An 18650-nucleotide genomic window follows, 5' to 3' on the forward strand; every position below is an offset into this window, starting at 1 on the left:
CAGCCCGCGGCTCCGCCAGGCGGTAAGCGGGAGCGATGCCGGATGCCGATGCAATCCCCGTGGCGCGTACCAGCTTCGCCGCCGAGCAGTCGCGCCGGCGGCGGCAGGCGCGGCTCTGGGGCCTGCTCTGCCTCGCCCTCGCCGCCGGCATCGGCGCCGCGCTCAGCACCATCGCCGGGCCGCTGCTGCTGATCCTCGCCGCGGCGGGGCTTCGGCTCCTCGCTTGGCTCGGCCTCGCGCCGGGGGCGATGCGGCACGCCCTGCATGGGCTGGAGGGCTGGACCGCCGGGCATCTCCGCGCCCTCGACCGGGGTTTCGACCTGCTGGCGGCAGCCCAGCGGCCGGGCGACCTGCCGATGGCGCTGGCCGCGATGCTCGACGGCGCGGGCCTGCTGCTGCCGGGGATGCTGGCGGCCATGCTGCTCTGGGCCGGCCTCGCCCGCTTCTACCGCCGCAGCGCCGCCGCCTCCGCCGCGGCCGACCTGCGGGCCCGCCCGCCGCGCCGGCAGGATGCCGAGGAGCACCAGCTCGGCAACATCCTGGCCGAGCTCGCCCTCGCCGCCGGCCAACCGGTGCCGCGCCTGCTGATGGTCGACGCGCCGGAGCCGAATGCCGGGGCCTTCGGCGCCTCGCACCGGGAGGCGGTGGTGATCGCCACGCGCGGGCTGCTCGAGCGGCTGGACCGGCGGCAGACCCAGGGCGTGGTCGCGCATCTCCTCGCCGCGACGGGCCAGGGCGACCTGCGGCTCGCCGCCGCGGTGGAGGCGGTGCTGGGCACGGTCGGCGCCATGGTCCTGGTCTTCGACCTGCCCTTCCGCCGCGGCGCCTGGACGACCCTGCGCGACCTGCTGCTGGCGTTGGCCGGCGGCCTGCCCGCGGCCGAGGCCGACCGGCTGCGCGCCGGCCTCGCCGCCAGCGCCTCGGCGAGTTCGATGGATGCCATGAACCGGGTGCTCGGCATCGCCGACCGCTGGCCGCCCCTCGGCGCCCTGCTGGTGGCGCCGCTCATCCCCTGGGTGCTGCTGACCCTGGCGCAGAAGCTGCTCGTCGCGCTCTGGATGCTCTTCGTCTTCGGCTGGCCGCTCGGCCTGCTGTGGCGGACGCGGCGCTACCGGGCCGATGCCGGGGCGGTCGAGCTGCTGCGCGATCCCGAGGCGCTGGCCGCGGCGCTGCGCCGGATCGACGCGGCGGGCCTGCCGCCCGGCGGCGGGCTGCAGGAGCTCGGCCTGTTCCATGCGCCGCAGCAGGGCCACGGCCCCGGCTTTCGCGAGCGGGCCAGCCTGGCCTTCCCCCTCACCCCGCCGATCCGGCGCCGGCTGGCGCGTCTCGCCGCGCTCGGCGCCGAGGGGGGGCAGGCGCGGACGCTCGGGCAAGAGCTGCGCGGCCTCGCGGCGCTGCGCGGCTGGAAGGCGGCGCTGGTGATCGGCCTGACGGCGCTGCTGGTGCCGCTCACCGTCGTGCTGGCCATCATGGTCGGCATGCTCATGCTCGGCGCGGCGCTGTTCTCCCTCATGGGCGGGGCGGCGCTCGCCTCGCTCGTCCTCCGCCTCTAGACCAATGTTTGATCGCGTGATTCACGCTTTCGGTGCGTCCACCTCAAGCGATCACGCTCTGAAGGAAGCCCGCATGGCCTGGTGGATCCTCGGCCTCGTCGTCCTGCTGCTGGTCCTGGCCGGCCTGCTCTACAACGGGCTGGTCACGGCGCGGAACCGCATCCGCAACGCCTGGTCGCAGATCGAGGTGCAGCTCCTGCGCCGCAGCGACCTGATCCCGGACCTGGTCGAGACAGCGCGCGGCTACATGCAGCACGAGAGCGGCATCTTCGATCGCATCCTGGAGGCGCGCCGGCAGGCGACGGCGGCCGGCGCCGCGATCCCCGCCCGCGCCGCGGCCGAGGCGACGCTCGGGCGGCAGGTGCAGGGGTTGATGGCGCTCGCCGAGGCGGTGCCGGCGCTGCGCGCGAGCGAGCCCATGCAGCGGCTGCAGGAGGAGCTGGCGACGACCGAGAACCGCATCGCCTTCGCCCGGCAGTTCTTCAACGATGCGGTGCTCGCCTACAACAACCGCACCCAGACGCTGCCCGGCAGCCTGCTCGCCGGCCCCCTCGGCTTCGGCCCGGAAGCCTATTTCGAGGCGCCGGCCGAGGCGAAGGCCAAGCCGGTGGTCCGCTTCTGAGGGCAGCGCGGCGCCGCCCCGGCTCAGCCCGGCAGCACCCGCTCCAGCGCCAGGCCGCGCACGTCCATCTCGTATTCCAGCCCGACCACCGGCGGCCGGCAGAGGTGCCAGGTGACGCCGTGCCGCGCGGCGCCGCGCCGCGCCAGTTCCTCGCCGAGGAAGGGGTGGATGTCGTGGACGGTGTAGACCTGGGAGGCGGTGGCCATGCCCCAGCCGCCGCCGAGCGCCGCCATCCGCCGCTCCATCTCCTCCAGCACGAAGCGCGCCTTGCGCAGCATCCCGGCCGGCGAGGCGTCGCCGAGCGCGATGGTCTTCTCCTCGTAGCTGCCCTTGCCCTCGGTGCTCTCGCCGCTGCCGGCGGTGACGAAGCTCGGCGCCGCGGCGGCCGCTTCCCCTGCCTCCGGCACGGTGTAGCTGAAGGCGTGGAAGCCCGGCTCCGCCGGCGGGTCCAGCTCGGGGCAGACATTGCTGCGCGCCACCGGGTTCCAGCCCTCGGACAGGATGCCCCATTCCTCGAGCGTCTTCGCATAGTGCAGGTTGAACTGCCGGAAGCCCTCCTCGGTGAACTGTCCCGGCGAGCGCAGTTCGCACTGGCAAAAGGCGGTGAGCGGCCGGCCGATCCCCTTCAGGTGCTCGGCGATGCGGGCGAAGCCGTCCCGCAGCGGCACGGGCCCGGCGAAGCGGGCCCGCTCGATCCGGAAGCCCGGCAGCGCCGCCACGCCCGCCGAGTACTGGAACACCGCGGGAATCGCGCGGTAGCCATCCGCCGCCCGGTCGCGCGTCTCGTACATCCCTCGCCTCCTCCGTCGCGGCGGCTATGGTGCCACCGAATCTGTCGGACGGACCACCCATGCCCGCACGCCGCGCCCTGCTCCATCGCGTCCCCATGCGCCATCCCGGCGACACCTCGGCGATCGAGGCGCTGTTCGCGGCCGGGGCGATCGCACCACCGCAGGTGGCGGCGGTGCTCGGCAAGACCGAGGGCAATGGCTGCGTCAACGACTTCACCCGCGCCTATGCGGTGCAGGCGCTGTCGGCGATGCTCGGCCGGCATCTCGGCGAGGCGCCGGAGGCGGTCGCCGCGCGCGTCGCCCTGGTGATGTCGGGCGGCACGGAGGGCGGCCTCTCGCCGCATTTCCTGGTGCTCGGCATCGCCGAGGAAGCGGCGCCGAACCCGGCCGGCGCGCTCGCCATCGGCACGGCCTTCACGCCCGATTTCGCGCCGGAGGAGATCGGCCGCACGCCGCAGGTCGAGGCGACCGCGGCTGCCGTGCGCGCCGCCATGGCGGCGGCCGGCATCGCCGATGCCGGTGCGGTGCACTACGTGCAGGTGAAATGCCCGCTGCTGACCAGCGAGCGGATCGCGGCGGCCAGGGTGCGTGGAAGGACGGTGGCGACGGAGGACACCTATCATTCCATGGGCCTATCGCGCGGCGCCTCGGCGCTCGGCGTGGCGCTGGCCCTCGGCGAGGTCGCCGCCGTGCCGGAGGCGGCGATCGGCGCCGACTGGTCGCTCTTCTCCGGCCGCGCCAGCACCTCGGCCGGGGTGGAGCTGCTGCGGAACGAGGTGATCGTGCTCGGCATCAGCCGCGACTGGGCCGGCGACCTCACCATCGCGCATGCCGTGATGCAGGACGCGATCGACCTGCCCGCCGTGCAGGCGGCGCTGCGTGGCGCCGGGTTGCCGGGCGATGGCGGCCAGCTCGACGCCGCGGCGCGGGAGCGCCTGGTCGCCGTGCTCGCCAAGGCCGAGCCGGCCTCGACCGGCCTGATCCGTGGCCAGCGGCACATCATGTGGGACGACAGCGACATCAACGCCACGCGGCATGCCCGCGCCCTGGTCGGCGGCGTCATCGCCGCCGCGGTCGGCCGCACCGATCTCTTCGTCAGCGGCGGCGCCGAGCATCAGGGGCCGGATGGCGGCGGCCCGGTCGCGGTGATCGCGCGGCGCGGTTGATCACGGCCCTCGAAGGCCGGGCGCAAACCTCCGGTTCGCCCGGGCCTTCGCGCCGCTAGACCATGATCCGCTCACACAGGGTCGCGGATCATGGTCCAGGCCGTTGCTTGATCGCGTGAGTCACGCTGTTCGGTGAGTCCACCTCAAGCGATCACGCTCTGGGCGCGCCTCATGGCGCGGCGGGCAGGCCGGCCCGCAGGCGCTCGATCGTCGCCTGCGCCGCCTCGGCCTCGATCCCCAGCCGACGCAGCGCGAAATCGCTGATGCCGAGCGCGATCTCCCGCTCGCCCATCACCGCGAGGCCGACGCAATCCTCGGCCTGCAGCAAGGCGAGGTCGGACTCGGCATGCACCCGCACCGCCACCTGCACCGCCGCATTGGCCGCCCGCACCAGCTGCAGCACGCGCCGCGCCGCGGCGGCGTCCGGCAGGGCGAGCACGACCAGCCGCGCCGTCTCCGGCCGCGCCGCCCGCAGCACCTCGGCGCGGCTGGCATCGCCCCAGAGCACCTCGAGCCCCCGGGCCTGGGCCCGCTCGGCGGCCAGCCGGTCGGCATCGATCACCACGAGGTCGAGCCCGTGATGACGCAGCGCCTCCGTCACGACGGCGCCCACCCGCCCGAAGCCGACGATGATCGCATGGTCGGCGAGGCCCGCCGCCTCCGGCCGCAGCAGCAGCGCCGCCGGATGCGCCACGCTCCGGCGCCGCCAGGCCGCCGAGCCCTCGACTCGCCCACCCAGCCAGGCGAAGCCCCGCTGGGTGAGCGGCAGCAGCAGGATGCCGCCGAAGGCCGCCGCCAGGACCGGCGCGTTGGCTGCCGGCGGCAGCAGGCCCTGGCCGATCGCGTAGCTGGTCAGCAGGAAGGAGAATTCGGCGATCTGCGCCAGCGCCCCGGCGACGGTGGCGGCCATCGCCGGCGGGACGCGGGCGAGGAGCAGCAGCAGGAAGGTTGCGCCACCGATGCCGCAGAGCACGACGAGCAGCGCGCCGAGCGAGAGCAGCGGCGCGGCCAGCAGCGCCGCCGGCTCCAGCAGCATGCCGACCGAGACGAAGAACAGGGCCGCGAAGATGCGCTGCAGCGGCATCGCCTCGGCCGCCGCCTGATGGCCAAGATCGCTCTCGCCGAGCAGCATGCCGGCGAAGAAGGCGCCGAGCGCGAAGGAGACGTGGAACAGCTCGGAGGCGGCATAGGCGGTGCCGAGGGCGGCGACGATGACGCCGAGGGTGAAGAGCTCCCCCGATGGCGCCCGGGCGAGCCGCGCCAGCAGCGCCGGCAGGCCGCGGCGGCCGATCAGCAGCACGCAGACGGCGAAGCCGAGCAGCTCCAGCACCGCGCCGAGCAGGGCGGTGGCCAGTCCTTCGGTCTCCGCCCGCGCCGCGGCGGGCACCATGACCAGCGCCAGCACCGCAAGCAGGTCCTGCACCACCAGCCAGCCGAGCGCGATCCGCCCCGCCGGGCCGCCGATCTGCCCGGCCTCGGCCAGCATGCGCGTCGCCACCACGGTCGAGGCGATGCCGAGCGCCAGGCCGAAGATCAGCGCCGCGCCCGGGCCGAGGCCGAGACCCGCGCGGCCGAGCAGCCCGCCGAGCAGCGCGGCGACCGCCACCTGCGCCGCCGCGCCCGGCAGGGCGATGTGCCAGACCGCCCGCAGGTCCTGCAGCCGGAAATGCAGGCCGACGCCGAAGAGCAGCAGCGCCACGCCGACCTCGGCCAGGGTCGCGGTGAGCGCCGCATCGCCGACGAAGCCCGGCGTATGCGGGCCGATCGCCACCCCGGCGACCAGATAGCCGAAGAGCGGCGGCAGGTGCAGCCAGCGCGCGAGGCTGCCGAGGCCGAGCGCGAGGGACAGCGCCAGGACCAGCGTGGCCAGCATCGGCGCCGCGGAGTGCATCGATCGCGTTTAGCGCAATGCCAGGAGTCGGGACAGGTCCGACACGATGACGAATGGCTGGCGGCGACCTGCCATGGCGCTACACTCCCGTGGAGGGAAGGACGACAAGGAGGACCGCGGATGAGCAGCAGCTTCCGGCTGGGCGATCTGGAGATCCATCGCGTGATCGAGGAGGAGACGCCGCTCTTCGATCCGTTGGAATTCTTCCCGACGCTGACGCGCGAGGTGCTGGACGAGAACCGGAGCTGGCTCGAGCCGAAGGCCATCGACCCGGCCACCGGCAAGCTGCGGCTCTGCATCCAGTCCTACCTGATCCGCACGCCGCACCACACCATCCTGGTCGATACCTGCGTCGGCAACCACAAGCCGCGCCCGAACCGGCCCTTCTGGAACATGAAGACCGCCGATACCTGGGAGCGGAACCTGGCGGCGACCGGCTATTCGGTCGCGGATATCGACTACGTCATGTGCACCCACCTGCATGTCGACCATGTCGGCTGGAACACGCGGCTGGAGAATGGCCGCTGGGTGCCGACCTTCCCGAAGGCCCGCTACATCTTCGGCGAGAAGGAATACACCTACTGGTCGGCGGAGAACGAGAAGACGCCCAACCCCGTCATCGAGGACAGCGTGCTGCCCATCGTCGCCGCCGGCCGGGCGGATCTGGTGCGCACGGACGCGGCGCTGAACGACCATGTGCGGCTGACGCCGACGCCCGGCCATACGCCCGACCACTATGCGGTCGAGCTCGGCAAGGGCGAGACGACGGCGGTGCTGACCGGCGACCTGATCCATTCGCCGCTCCAGGCCCGCTATCCCGAGCTCTCCATGCGGGCCGACAGCGACCAGGCGGCATCGGCCGCGACGCGCCGGCGCTTCCTCGAATGCCATTGCGACAGCGGCCGGCTGCTCTGCACCGGGCATTTCCCCTCGCCTTCGACCGGGCATGTCACCCGCTGGGGCGACGGCTTCCGCTTCATGCCGACCGAAGCCTGACATGCATCGCCGGGCACTGCTCGGCGGCGCCCTCGCCCTGCCCGCCGCCGCCGCCGCCGCCGCCGCCGCGCGGGCGCAGGCCCGGCCGGTGCGGGTGGTCAATGCCTACGGCGCCGGCGGCACCGCCGACAACGTCTGCCGGCTCTTCTTCGGCCGGCTCGGGGAACGGACGGGCCGCACCTATGTGGTGGAGAACCGGCCCGGCGCCGCCGGCACCATCGCCGCATCGCTGGTCGCGCGGGCACCGCCGGACGGCCACACGCTGCTCTACGACGCGACCGCCTTCTCGGTGAACCCGGTGCTGTTCGGGCCGAAGCTGCCCTACAGCGCCCGCGAGGATTTCCTGCCGGTCTTCCTCTCGCTCGTCACGCCGAACGCCATCGTCGCCGCCGAGCGCTTCCCGCCGCGCAACGTGCGCAGCCTGATCGACGCGGCGAAGGCGGCGCCGGGGCGAATCGATGCCGGTACCACCGGCATCGGCTCGGCGCAGCACATCACCCTCGCGCTCCTCAACGCCATGGCCGGGATCGAGATCAACCACGTCGTCTACCGCGACGCGCCGGCGCTGCGGAACGACGTCGTCACCGGCCGCGTCGACCTGCAGGTGGGCAACGTGCCGGGCGCCGTGTCGCTGCTGCGATCCGGCGGGATCCGGGTAATCGCCCATACCGGCCTGGCGCCGGTGCAGGTGCTGCCGGGCGTCGAGGCGCTCGGCGATAGCCTGCCCGGCTTCGAGACCTTCGAATGGAACGGCGTCTTCCTGCCGGTCGGCGCACCCGAGAGCCTCCGCCACGAGCTGAACCAGGCCCTGAATGCCACTGCCGCCGAACCCTCCGTCGCGGCGCGGCTGACCGCCATGGGGGGCATCGCCTGGCCGAACACGCCGGAGGAGTTCGCCCGCTTCCTCGACCGGCAATACGCTCTCAACGCGCGCGTCGTCCGCGCGGCCAACATCCGGATCGATTGAGACCCGCCCCGGCCGCACCGCTGGCAGGCGGCATCCGGCGCCCCATATGCGCCGCAACGGATGGGAGCGGATGATGGGCCGGATGGTGGACGGGGCCTGGCAGGCCGATGAGGGCGGCACGCCGGGGTCGGGCGGGCGGTTCCAGCGGCCGGAGACGCAGTTCCGCGACCGCATCGCGCCCGGCACCCGCTTCGCGCCGGCAGCGGGGCGGTACCACCTTTATGTCTCCCTCGCCTGCCCATGGGCGCATCGCACGCTGATCGTCCGGCATCTGAAGGGGCTGGAGGAGCTGGTCTCGCTCTCGGTCACGCACTGGCTGATGGGCGAGCAGGGCTGGAGCTTCGAGCCAGGCGAGGGCGTGATCCCGGACGCGGTGAACGGCGCCCGCTACCTGCACGAGGTCTATGCGAAGGCGGCGCCGCGCTACAGCGGCCGGGCCACCGTGCCGGTGCTCTGGGACCGGCAGGAGGGCACCATCGTCAACAACGAGAGCGCCGATGTCATCCGCATCCTCAACAGCGCCTTCGACGGCATCGGCGCGCGGCCGGGCGACTGGTACCCGCCGCCGCTGCGCGCCGAGATCGAGGCGGTGAACGAGCGCGTCTACGCCACGCTCAACAACGGCGTCTACCGCGCCGGCTTCGCCCGCAGCCAGGTGGCCTATGAGGAGGCGGTACGGCCGCTCTTCGCCACGCTCGACTGGCTGGAGGAGCGCCTCGCACGCCAGCCCTTCCTCTGCGGCGAGGCGGCGACCGAGGCGGATTGGCGGCTCTTCACTACCCTCATCCGCTTCGACGCGGTCTATCACGGCCACTTCAAGTGCAACCTGCGTCGGCTGGTCGATTACCCTGCCCTCTGGGATTACACGCGCTCGCTCTACCAGCATGCCGGTGTGTGGCGGACGGTCGATTTCGACCACATCAAGCGGCACTACTATCAGAGCCACCCCTGGGTGAATCCGAGCCGGATCGTGCCGCTGGGGCCGATCCTCGGCCTGGACGCGCCCGGATCGCGGCGGGTGGCGCCGCTCGGCTGATCGGCAGCGGCGCGCCGCCAGCGGCAGCGGAACCGCCGCAGGCGCGCCTCGTTCGCCTTCCATGACGCGTGCGCAAGGCTCCGTGCTGGTCCTCTTCGGGCTGCTGTTCCTCCTGCTCTGGCTGGTGCCGGAGGTGCCATTGCTCGGTTTCGCGGCCGTGCTGCTCGCCCTCGCCCTGCGGGCCGGCGGGGAGCCGCTCGCCCACCGCACCGGCCTGCCCGACTGGGCCGCGGTGCTGATCGTCGCCATCCTCCTGGTCGCGGCGCTAGGCCTCGCCGGCTGGGCCGCGGCGGGGCCGCTGGCCGAGCAGGCGACCCAGCTCGCCCAGCGCCTGCCGCAATCGCTCGAGACCCTGCGCGGCTGGCTCTCCGGCACCGCCTGGGGCGACTGGCTGCTGCGCCAGGCCGAGCCGGGCCAGCTCATCAGCGGCTCCGGCGCCGAGACCGCGGCGCAGGCCGCCGCGCGGGCCGCGGGCAGCACGCTGGGCGGCCTCGGCAACCTGGTGCTGGTGGTGCTGCTGGCCCTTTATCTGGCGGTGCAGCCGGCGGGCTATCTGTGCGGCCTGCGCAGCCTGTTCGACCCGCGACTCGACGGGCGGGTCGAGGAGACGCTGGCCGAGATCGGGCATACGCTGCGCGGCTGGCTGCTCGGCCAAGCCTTCGCCATGATCGTCGCGGGCATGCTCACCTGGCTCGGCTTCTGGGCCCTCGGCATTCCCCTCGCCGGGCTGCTGGCGGCGATCATCGGCCTGCTGAACTTCATCCCGGTGCTCGGCCCGGTCATCGGCGGCGTGCCGGCGGTGCTGCTGGCGATGACGGAACAGCCCATCCTCGGCCTCTGGGTCGTCGGCGTCATCGTCCTGGTGCAGACGGTGGAGGGCAATTTCCTCACCCCCATGGTGCAGTCCCGCACTGCCGACCTGCCGCCGGCCCTGCTGCTGATCGTGCAGGTATTGACCGGAGCGCTGTTCGGGCTGCTTGGCGTGGCGCTGGCCGCGCCGCTCTCGGCGCTGGGCCTGGTGCTGGCAAAGAAGGCCTATGTGGAGGGCTGGCTGGAGCGCGAGCCGCCCGCAGCGTAATCGGCCGAGAACCTCCGTCACGGTCGAGACTGGCCGGGGCCGCCACGACACCGCGTGGCGGCATCGTGGAAAATGATTACAGCTCCGCCTCGCCGCGCAGCACCGGCACGCAATGGCCGCCGACGGTCGCGCGGATGCCGGAGGCGGTGCGCCGCGCGGTGGTCCGCAGCAGGCTGGGGCGCCCCATCTCGACGCCCTGCAGGATGTCGAGGCTCGCCGCCTCCGCGCCCGAGAGATGCAGCAGGAAGCCGGCGAGCGGCGTCGCGGCGCTGCCGGTCGCCGGATCCTCCCAGGTGCCGGTCAGCGGCGAGAACATCCGCGCCCGCAGCCCCTCGCCCTCGCGCCGGTAGAGGTAGAGCGAGAGCCGGCCGCATAGCGCCGGATGCGCCGCGACGCAGCGCTGGAAGGCGCCGAGATCGGGCCGGGCGGCGGCCAGCCCCTCTGCCGTGACCTCGACCAGCACCCGCGGATTGCCGCCATCGGCGGCGAGCTGCGGCGGGTGGCGCGCGGTGACGACCATCGCCGGATCGAGGCCGGCGCAGGCGGCGATCGCCTCGACAGGCATGGCCGCGCCGACCGCGAGCGGCTGCGGCGCGGCGATGGCGGCGCCGCGGACCGCGCCGGCGGCGTCGCGCCAGAGCTCCACCTCGACGATCCCGGCGACCTCCTCGAGCCGCAGCCGCCCTGCACCCGCCGGCGCCTGCTGCGCCAGCACCCAGGCCGTGCCGACGCTCGGATGCCCGGCGAAGGGCATCTCCGCGACGCGGTTGAAGATCCGCACCCGCGCCGTATTGGCGGGGTCCTGCGGCGGCAGCACGAAGGTGGTCTCGCTGAGATTGAACTCGGCGGCCAATGCCTGCATCTCGGCCTCGTCCAGGCCGCGCGCCTCGGGGAAGACGGCAAGCTGGTTGCCGCCGAAGCGGCGGTCGGTGAAGACGTCGAGGGTGACGAAGCGGAAGCGGCGCATCAGAAGGCGCCGAGCCGCGCCGGATCGATGGTCACGCCATGGTCGAGCGGCCCGTGCCCCTTGCCGAGCCCGGGCGCGGCGAGGATGGCGGCGCGAACATAGGCGCGCGCGCGGGCCACGGCCGCGACAAGGCTCATGCCCTGCGCCAGCCCCGCAGCGATGGCCGAGGCCAGGGTGCAGCCCGTGCCATGGGTGTGGCGCGTCTCGATGCGCCGGTCCTCGAAGCGGGTCACGCCGGCCGGCGTCGCCAGGATGTCGACCAGCAGCTCGCCCGACAGATGGCCGCCCTTCAGCAGCACCGCCCGCGCGCCTCGGCCGAGCAGCGCCATGGCCGCCTCGGGCATCGCCGCCGCATCGGGGATGCGGCGGCCGAGCAACACCTCCGCCTCGGGCAGGTTCGGCGTGATCAGGGCGGCGACCGGCAGCAGGCGGCGGGTGAGCGCTTCGACCGCCTCGGGCTGCAGCAGCCGGTGGCCGCCCTTGGCCACCATGACCGGATCGGCGACCAGCGGCACGCCCGGCGCCTCGGCGGCCAGCTCGTCGCAGACCGCCTCGATGGTCTCGGCATCGTGCAGCATGCCGGTCTTCAACGCATCGGCGCCGATGTCGCGCAGCACCAGGCGGATCTGCTGACGCAGGAAGTCGGCGGGCACCGGCAGCACGCCCTGCACCCCCTCCGTGTTCTGCGCCGTCAGCGCGGTGATGGCCGTCGCGGCATAGCCGCCGAGCGCCGTCACCGCCTTGAGGTCGGCCTGGATGCCGGCTCCGCCGCCGGAATCCGAGCCGGCGACGATGAGGACGCGGCCCTTCACGCCGGGACCTTGGCGCGGGAGCGGATGGTCTCGGCGAGGCTCGCCACCGTCTCCTCCACCAGCCGCTCATCTTCCGCCTCGGCCATGACGCGGATCACCGGCTCGGTGCCGCTGGCGCGGATCAGCACCCGCCCGCGCTCGCCGAGCCGCTCCTCCTGCGCCGCGATCTCCCGCTGCACGGCGGCATCCTTCAGGGGCGAGGAGCCGCTGAAGCGGACATTCACCAGCTTTTGCGGCAGCGGCTGGAAGCGGCGGCAGACCTGGCTGGCGGGCCGCCGCTCCTCGACCAGCACGGCGAGCACCTGCAGCGCGGCGATGAGGCCGTCCCCGGTGGTGCCGAAATCGGTCATGATCATGTGGCCCGACTGCTCGCCGCCGAGGTTGCAGCCGACCTCGCGCATGCGCTCGCCGACATAGCGGTCGCCGACCGCGGTGCGGAGCAGGCCGACGCCGCGCTCGCGCAGGTAGCGCTCGAGCCCCATGTTCGACATGACGGTGGCGACGACATGGCCGCCGCGCAGCCGCTCCTGCGCCTGCCAGGACCCGGCGATGAGGGCGAGGATCTGGTCGCCGTCGACGATGTTGCCGGCCTCGTCCACCATCACCAGCCGGTCGGCATCGCCGTCGAGCGCGATGCCGAGATCGGCCCGGCGCTCTCGCACCACCTCGGCGAGCTTCGCCGGGGCGGTGGAGCCGACGCCGTCATTGATATTGAAGCCGTCCGGCGAGACGCCGACCGGCACCACCTCCGCCCCCAGCTCCCACAGCACGGTGGGCGCCACCTTGTAGGCGGCGCCATGTGCGCAATCGACCACGATGCGCAGCTTCTCGAGCGTCAGGCCGCGCGGGAAGGATTGCTTCGCCGCCTCGATGTAGCGGCCGGGCGCATCCTCCATGCGGCTGGCGCGGCCGAGACGGGCCGGCGGCACCAGGGCGGCGGCGAGGTCGCCCTCCATCAGCGCCTCGATCTGCATCTCCTGCGCGTCGGAGAGCTTCAGCCCATCCGGGCCGAACAGTTTGATTCCGTTATCCTCGAAGAGGTTGTGCGAGGCGCTGATCATGACGCCGAGATCGGCGCGCAGGCTGCGCGTCAGCATGGCGATGGCCGGCGTCGGCAGCGGCCCGACCAGGACCACGTCCATGCCGGTGCCGATGAAGCCCGCGGTCAGCGCCGGCTCCAGCATGTAGCCGGAGAGGCGCGTGTCCTTGCCGATCACCACGCGGTGGCGATGCGTGCCGCGGTTGAAGATGCGGCCGGCCGCCTGGCCGAGGCGCAGCGCCGTCGCGGCGTCCATGGGCGCGCGGTTGGCGGTGCCGCGGATGCCGTCGGTGCCGAAGAGGCGGCGGGTGGATGCGGTCATGTCGGCCCCATTGCGCGGAAGATCCGATCCCCCAAGTAGCGAAAGCCGGGCCTCCGGTCCATCAAACGGTCCGTCAGACCGCCGCCTCCGGCACCATGCCCGCCGCCGCGGCCTGCCAGACGGCGAGCGCCTGCACCGTCTCGGCGACATCGTGCACGCGCAGGATGGCGGCGCCGCGGGAGGCGGCGAAGAGCGCGCCGGCGACGCTCGGCACCGCCCGCCGCCCGGCCTCGGCGATGCCGCTGAGCCGGCCGAGGAAGCGCTTGCGCGAGAGGCCGACCAGGACCGGGCAGCCGAGCCCGGCGAAGAGCGGCAGGCGCTCGAGCAGCGCCAGGTTGTGCGCCATGGTCTTGCCGAAGCCGATGCCGGGATCGACGGCGATGCGGGCGCGGGGGATGCCCTCGGCCTCCAGCGCCGCCACCCGCTCGCGCAGGAACCGCGCCACCTCGAGCACGACATCGCCGTAGCGCGCCTCGGCCTGCATGGTCCGTGGCTCAGTGCCCGGCATGTGCATCAGCACGGTGGGCGCCTCGGCCGCCGCGACCAGGGCGGCGGCCCCGGCATCGTGGCGCAGGGCGGTGACGTCGTTGACGATCTCCGCCCCGGCCTCCAGCGCCGCCGCCATGGTCGCGGCGTGCCGGGTGTCGACCGAGACCGGCGCGGCGCGGGCGAGCTCGCGCACCACCGGCAGGATGCGGCGGATCTCCTCCTCCGGCGGCACCGGATCGGCGCCCGGCCGGGTGCTCTCGCCGCCGATATCGAGCAGGTCGGCGCCGGCGGCGAGCATGGCATGGCCGCGGGCGATGGCAGCTTCGGCATCCGCCGCCGCGCCGCCATCGGAGAAGCTGTCCGGGGTGACGTTGAGGATGCCCATCACCAGCGGCCGGCCGGGGAGGCGCGGGGCGATACCGGCGAAGTCCGGCGGCCGGCGGGTCAGCGACAGCAGCAGGCTGCGCCAGGCCTCGGGGATGGCCTGGACCGGCAGGATGCCGATGCTGCGTCCCTCGGCCAACAGCCGGACCAGGGGGAAGGCCAGAGGCCCGCCCTGCAGGGGCAGGGCGATGCCCTGGGCCAGACAGGCGGAAGCCGCCGGACCCTGCAACAGGCCCAGCGGCTCGATCCAGCGTTCGGTCATGCTGCGGGCGGCCAGCGGCCCGGATGCGCGCGGCATCCGGGCCTCAGGGGACTAGGTCGCGGGGGCCGGGCCGGGGTTCAGCCCGCCGCTCGGCCGCGGCGCCCGGCCGCTGCTCGGCACGCTGCCGCGGCCCTGCGGCACCGGCTCGTCCGGGCGGTTGCGGATGATCGGCTCGCCGCGGATCACCTGCCGGATCTCGTCGCCCGAGAGGGTCTCGTGCTCCAGCAGCCCCTTGGCCAGCAGATGCAGCTCGTCGATGTTCTCCGAGAGCAGCGACCGCGCCTTGGCATAGGCCTCGTCGATGATGCGGCGGATCTCGCCGTCGATCTGCTGCGCCGTCGCCTCCGAGAGGTTCTTCGACTGGGTGACGGAATGCCCGAGGAAGACCTCCTGGCTGTTCTCGCCATAGGCGATCATGCCGAGCTTTTCGGACATACCCCATTCGGTGACCATCATGCGGGCCTGGTTGGTGGCCATCTTGATGTCGCCCGAGGCGCCGTTCGAGACCTTGTCGGAGCCGAAGATCAGCTCCTCGGCGACGCGGCCGCCCATGGCCATGGCCAGTTCCGAGAGCAGCTTCGACTTGTGCTTGGAGTAGCGGTCGCCCTCGGGCAGCGACATCACCAAGCCGAGCGCCCGGCCGCGGGGGATGATCGTCGCCTTGTGGACCGGGTCGCATTCCGGGAGCTTGAGGGCGCAGAGGGCATGGCCCGCCTCGTGATAGGCGGTCATCCGCTTCTCGTCCTCCGACATGACGAGCGACCGGCGCTCGGCGCCCATCAGCACCTTGTCCTTGGCCTGCTCGAACTCATGCATGCCGACGGTGCGGCGGCCGGTGCGGGCGGCGAGCAGCGCCGCCTCGTTCACCAGGTTGGCCAGGTCGGCGCCGGAGAAGCCGGGCGTGCCGCGGGAGATGGTCTTCGGATCGACATCCGAGGCCAGCGGCACCTTGCGCATGTGCACGCGGAGGATCTTCTCGCGGCCCTGCACGTCCGGGTTCGGCACCACCACCTGCCGGTCGAAGCGGCCGGGGCGGAGTAGCGCCGGGTCGAGCACATCCGGGCGGTTAGTGGCGGCGATGAGGATCACGCCCTCATTCGACTCGAAGCCGTCCATCTCGACGAGCATCTGGTTCAGGGTCTGCTCGCGCTCGTCATTGCCGCCGCCGAGGCCGGCGCCGCGATGCCGGCCGACGGCGTCGATCTCGTCGATGAAGATGATGCAGGGGGCGTTCTTCTTGCCCTGCTCGAACATGTCACGCACGCGGGAGGCGCCGACGCCGACGAACATCTCGACGAAGTCGGAGCCCGAGATGGTGAAGAAGGGAACATTCGCCTCGCCGGCAATGGCGCGGGCCAGCAGGGTCTTGCCGGTGCCGGGCGGGCCGACCAGCAGCACGCCCTTCGGGATCTTGCCACCGAGGCGCTGGAACTTCTGCGGGTCGCGCAGGAACTCGACGATCTCCTCCAGCTCGCCCTTGGCCTCGTCGATGCCCGCCACGTCCTCGAAGGTGACGCGGCCCTGCTTCTCGGTCAGCAGCCGGGCGCGGGACTTGCCGAAGCCCATGGCGCGGCCGCCGCCCGACTGCATCTGGCGCATGAAGAAGACCCAGACGCCGATCAGCAGCAGCATCGGGAACCAGGAGAGCAGGTAGTGGAAGAGCGGGTTGACGTCGCTCTCCTCCGGCCGCGCCACCACCCGGATGCCCTTCTCGGTCAGCTTGCCGACCAGAGCGGGGTCTTCCGGCGTGTAGGTCTGGAAGGTCCGGCCGTCCGAGAGCTGGCCGCTCACCGTCCGGCCCTGGATCACCACGTCGCGGACATGACCGGCGCCGACCTCGTTCAGGAAGTCGGAATAGGCGACCTGCTGGGCCCCGCGCTGGCCGGAGCCGCTCGGCTGGAACAGGTTGAAGAGCGCCACGAGGAGCAGCGCCACGATGACCCAAAGTGCCAGGTTGCGGCCGAAATTGTTCACCGATTCATATCCTGTTCCCGCCACGGCCCTTGCGGGCCATGATCCCTTGGGCGCCATGCCCGTGAGTCCGCCGGGCAGTAGATAGGGAGACATCCCCGGCAATTAATGGGGCACACGAGCTCGCCATTCGGCTCCCCCGGTCACCGGTCCGGCACACGGGTCGAGATGCATGGGGAATTCGGCGCAGCATTCGGCGTCAGGATAGCCGAGACAAGGCACGGCGACCAGCATGCCGTTCCGGCGGATGGCCGGCAGGGTGGCGAGGACCAGGGCGGGCAGGCCGGGCGCCTGCCGCCGCAGCCGCGCCGCCTCGGCGCCGAGGGCGCCCAGCAGGCAGCCGGGCCGCCCCGCGGCGAGCAGGCGGAAGCGCCCGTCCCAGCGCGCCTCGGCCACCGCCGCGACGGGCGGCGCCACCGCCGCCGATTCGCGCGCCAGCAGCCAGCCGCCCCGCCAGCGCCCGAGGACCGCGCCGCCGAGCGTCCCGACGCCCCGCCGGCGGAGCGCGGCAACCGCCGCCCGCGGCGGTGGGAAGGCGCCGCCGCCGACCAGGCGCAACAGCGCGCCGAGGGCGGCATCGGCCAGCGCATCCTCGCCGAGCGCCGCCGGGTCGATCTCGGCATGGCCGGTCGGCAGCAGCCGCGCCGCACGGGCGAGCCGCCCGGCCAGCGCCCCCTCCCCGCGCCCCCGCCGCGCCGCGAATCCGGCCGCCGCCCCGGCCAGGGCCTCGACCGCCGGACCGGTGCCCGCGGGATCGCCGAGCGCCAGGCGCAGGGCGACGCGGCCGAAGCGCGGATCGGCATTGCTCGGGTCGCGCACCGGCGCGAGCCCGGCCGCCCGCACCACCGCCTCCAGCCGCGCCGGCGGCTGGCCGAGCAGCGGCCGCAGCAGCAGCGCCTCCGGCGCCGCACGCAGCGCCGCCATGGCGGCGAGCCCCGCCGCGCCGCTCCCCCGCAGCGCCCGCAGCAGCAGGGTCTCGGCCTGGTCGGCCCGGTGATGGCCGAGCAGCAGCCAGGGCGTGCCAGCCTCGCCGCAGGCCTGCAGCAGGGCGGCATGGCGGGCGGCGCGGGCCCGCGCCTGCAGCGCCGCGCCGCCGCCGAGGCCGAGCGGCAGGATGCGGGCGGTGATGCCGCGCCGGGCGAGCTGCGCCGCGACGCCGGCCGCCTCGGCGGCGCTCTCCGGCCGCAGCCCGTGATCGACGATGAGCGCCAGCAGGCCGCCGCCGCGCGCCCTGGCCCAGGCATCGGCAAGCAGGGCGAGGGCCAGGCTGTGCGGCCCGCCGGAGACGCCGGCGGCGAGGCGCGGCGCTGGACCGAAGGGGCCGAGCGGCGCCATCAGCCCGGCGAATTCCGCCGGCCCGATCGGTGTCTCAGCCCCGCCCATGGCGCGGCGGCGTCACGGCGCGGCGGGTCCCGGCCTCACCGGCAGCCGGCCCGCTGCCGCCCGGCCTCAAGCCGCTCCTTCAGGGGGCCGCGGAGCTGCGGATGCTCGCTCTGCACCAGAGCGAAGGCATCGCAGGCCTCGCGCTTCTGGTTGAGGTTGGCGAGCGCGCTGCCGAAGCCGATCAGCGCCTCGGCGGCGCGGCTGCCCTTCTGGTTGGCCTTGTAGGCCTCGCCATAGGCGACGGCCGCGTCCTGCCAATTGCGCTGGCCGTATTCCGCATCAGCGAGCAGCAGCCGCGCGTCATAGCTGCGCGGACTGCCGCGGGCGGCGAGCACCTCCTTCGCCGCGGCCTCGGCGGCGGCGTAGTCGCGCCGGCTGAGCGCCGCCTGGCCCTCGGCCAGGGCCCGCTCCGGCGTCCGCGCCGCGGCGGCCGGGGCGCTCGCCGCGGCGCCGCCGGCCACCGGCGGCAGCGACTGCGCCGGGCTCGGGCTGCGCGGCGGCGGCGCGGCGGCGGCGGGCGCCGATCGTGGCGCGCCGCCCTCGACCTGCTGCAGCCGATAATCGAGGTCGCCCTGCAGCTTCTCCACCTGCTGCATCAGGGTGCGGTTCTGGTACTCCGCCTGGTCGAGCCGCCCGCGCAGCCGGCGCGTCTCCTCCTCCAGCGTCGAGACGCGATCCAGCAGCGCCCCGACCAGCTCGCCCTGCGGCGCGCCCGGCGCCGCCCCGCGCGGCATCGGCGCCGGGATCGCGGCCGCCCCGCCGCCGCGGCGCAGCTGATCGAGCTCCTGCCGCAATTGCAGGATCTGGTTCTGCAGGTAGATCCCCTCGCGGCTCTCGGCCTGCGCCCAGGCCTGGGAGCCGGGCAGCAGCAGCGGCGTGGCGAGGAGGAGAGCAGCCAGGGCGCGTCGCATCGATTCTCCG

16 protein-coding genes are annotated in these 18650 nt (G+C 73.8%); 7 read left to right on the forward strand and 9 right to left on the reverse strand.

All coding sequences use genetic code 11. The features are described from left to right. Nucleotides 1–35 precede the first annotated feature (35 nt). Together HJG45_RS00470 and HJG45_RS00475 are read left to right on the forward strand one after the other, a co-directional pair. Nucleotides 36–1553 (forward strand): M48 family metalloprotease, encoded by a 1518-nt coding sequence (locus HJG45_RS00470; RefSeq protein WP_171610123.1) that lies wholly within the window; start codon nt 36–38, stop codon nt 1551–1553. 73 nt (nt 1554–1626) lie between these two features. Further along, the gene (locus tag HJG45_RS00475; protein ID WP_171610124.1) at nt 1627–2175 is read left to right on the forward strand and encodes a LemA family protein; all 549 of its coding nucleotides are present in this window, start codon (nt 1627–1629) and stop codon (nt 2173–2175) included. A 23-nt stretch (nt 2176–2198) separates the two neighbouring features. On the opposite strand, the gene HJG45_RS00480 is transcribed toward HJG45_RS00475, so the two are convergent. Further along, nucleotides 2199–2966: a hypothetical protein gene (locus tag HJG45_RS00480; protein WP_171610125.1), complete on the reverse strand. Its 768-nt coding sequence runs from the start codon at nt 2964–2966 to the stop codon at nt 2199–2201. Between the two features lie 59 nt (nt 2967–3025). Here HJG45_RS00480 and HJG45_RS00485 point away from each other — a divergent pair, with 59 nt between their 5' ends. Further along, the gene (locus tag HJG45_RS00485) at nt 3026–4132 is read left to right on the forward strand and encodes a ring-opening amidohydrolase (protein WP_171610126.1); all 1107 of its coding nucleotides are present in this window, start codon (nt 3026–3028) and stop codon (nt 4130–4132) included. A gap of 169 nt (nt 4133–4301) precedes the next feature. Here the strand turns inward: HJG45_RS00485 and HJG45_RS00490 are convergent, their stop codons facing one another. Then, the gene (locus HJG45_RS00490) at nt 4302–6005 is read right to left on the reverse strand and encodes a cation:proton antiporter (protein WP_171610127.1); all 1704 of its coding nucleotides are present in this window, start codon (nt 6003–6005) and stop codon (nt 4302–4304) included. A gap of 138 nt (nt 6006–6143) precedes the next feature. On the opposite strand from HJG45_RS00490, the gene HJG45_RS00495 reads away from it, so the two are divergent. The 4 genes from HJG45_RS00495 (at nt 6144) to HJG45_RS00510 (ending at nt 10100) form a co-directional block, all read left to right on the forward strand. Next, nucleotides 6144–7019: an MBL fold metallo-hydrolase gene (locus tag HJG45_RS00495; protein ID WP_171610128.1), complete on the forward strand. Its 876-nt coding sequence runs from the start codon at nt 6144–6146 to the stop codon at nt 7017–7019. A gap of 1 nt (nt 7020) precedes the next feature. Next, nucleotides 7021–7986: a tripartite tricarboxylate transporter substrate binding protein gene (locus HJG45_RS00500; RefSeq protein ID WP_171610129.1), complete on the forward strand. Its 966-nt coding sequence runs from the start codon at nt 7021–7023 to the stop codon at nt 7984–7986. Between the two features lie 46 nt (nt 7987–8032). Further along, the gene (locus HJG45_RS00505) at nt 8033–9022 is read left to right on the forward strand and encodes a glutathione S-transferase family protein (protein ID WP_408902002.1); all 990 of its coding nucleotides are present in this window, start codon (nt 8033–8035) and stop codon (nt 9020–9022) included. An 82-nt stretch (nt 9023–9104) separates the two neighbouring features. Then, a complete protein-coding gene (locus HJG45_RS00510; RefSeq protein ID WP_171610130.1) occupies nt 9105–10100 on the forward strand; it encodes an AI-2E family transporter in 996 nt (331 codons plus the stop codon). Between the two features lie 76 nt (nt 10101–10176). Here HJG45_RS00510 and HJG45_RS00515 read toward each other — a convergent pair whose 3' ends face one another. From HJG45_RS00515 to HJG45_RS00545, 7 genes are all read right to left on the reverse strand, one after another. After that, entirely contained in the window at nt 10177–11067 is an 891-nt protein-coding gene (locus HJG45_RS00515) for a PhzF family phenazine biosynthesis protein (protein WP_171610131.1), read from the reverse strand. Further along, a complete protein-coding gene (gene thiD / locus HJG45_RS00520) occupies nt 11067–11879 on the reverse strand; it encodes a bifunctional hydroxymethylpyrimidine kinase/phosphomethylpyrimidine kinase (RefSeq protein WP_171610132.1) in 813 nt (270 codons plus the stop codon). The genes HJG45_RS00515 and thiD overlap by 1 nt, the downstream gene beginning before the upstream one ends. Then, complete coding sequence (glmM, locus tag HJG45_RS00525; RefSeq protein WP_171610133.1) at nt 11876–13240, reverse strand: phosphoglucosamine mutase; 1365 nt, start codon at nt 13238–13240, stop codon at nt 11876–11878. The genes thiD and glmM overlap by 4 nt, the downstream gene beginning before the upstream one ends. A gap of 73 nt (nt 13241–13313) precedes the next feature. Then, entirely contained in the window at nt 13314–14411 is a 1098-nt protein-coding gene (folP, locus tag HJG45_RS00530; protein ID WP_254452206.1) for a dihydropteroate synthase, read from the reverse strand. Nucleotides 14412–14426: 15 nt separating this feature from the next. Next, complete coding sequence (ftsH, locus tag HJG45_RS00535; RefSeq protein WP_171610134.1) at nt 14427–16349, reverse strand: ATP-dependent zinc metalloprotease FtsH; 1923 nt, start codon at nt 16347–16349, stop codon at nt 14427–14429. A 102-nt stretch (nt 16350–16451) separates the two neighbouring features. Further along, nucleotides 16452–17729: a tRNA lysidine(34) synthetase TilS gene (tilS, locus tag HJG45_RS00540; protein WP_171610135.1), complete on the reverse strand. Its 1278-nt coding sequence runs from the start codon at nt 17727–17729 to the stop codon at nt 16452–16454. 35 nt (nt 17730–17764) lie between these two features. After that, nucleotides 17765–18640, reverse strand: a complete 876-nt coding sequence (locus tag HJG45_RS00545) for a YbgF trimerization domain-containing protein (protein ID WP_171610136.1) — start codon at nt 18638–18640, stop codon at nt 17765–17767. Nucleotides 18641–18650 lie beyond the last annotated feature (10 nt).

The sequence above is a fragment of the Roseicella sp. DB1501 genome, assembly GCF_013112485.1.
Classification (GTDB): domain Bacteria; phylum Pseudomonadota; class Alphaproteobacteria; order Acetobacterales; family Acetobacteraceae; genus Paracraurococcus.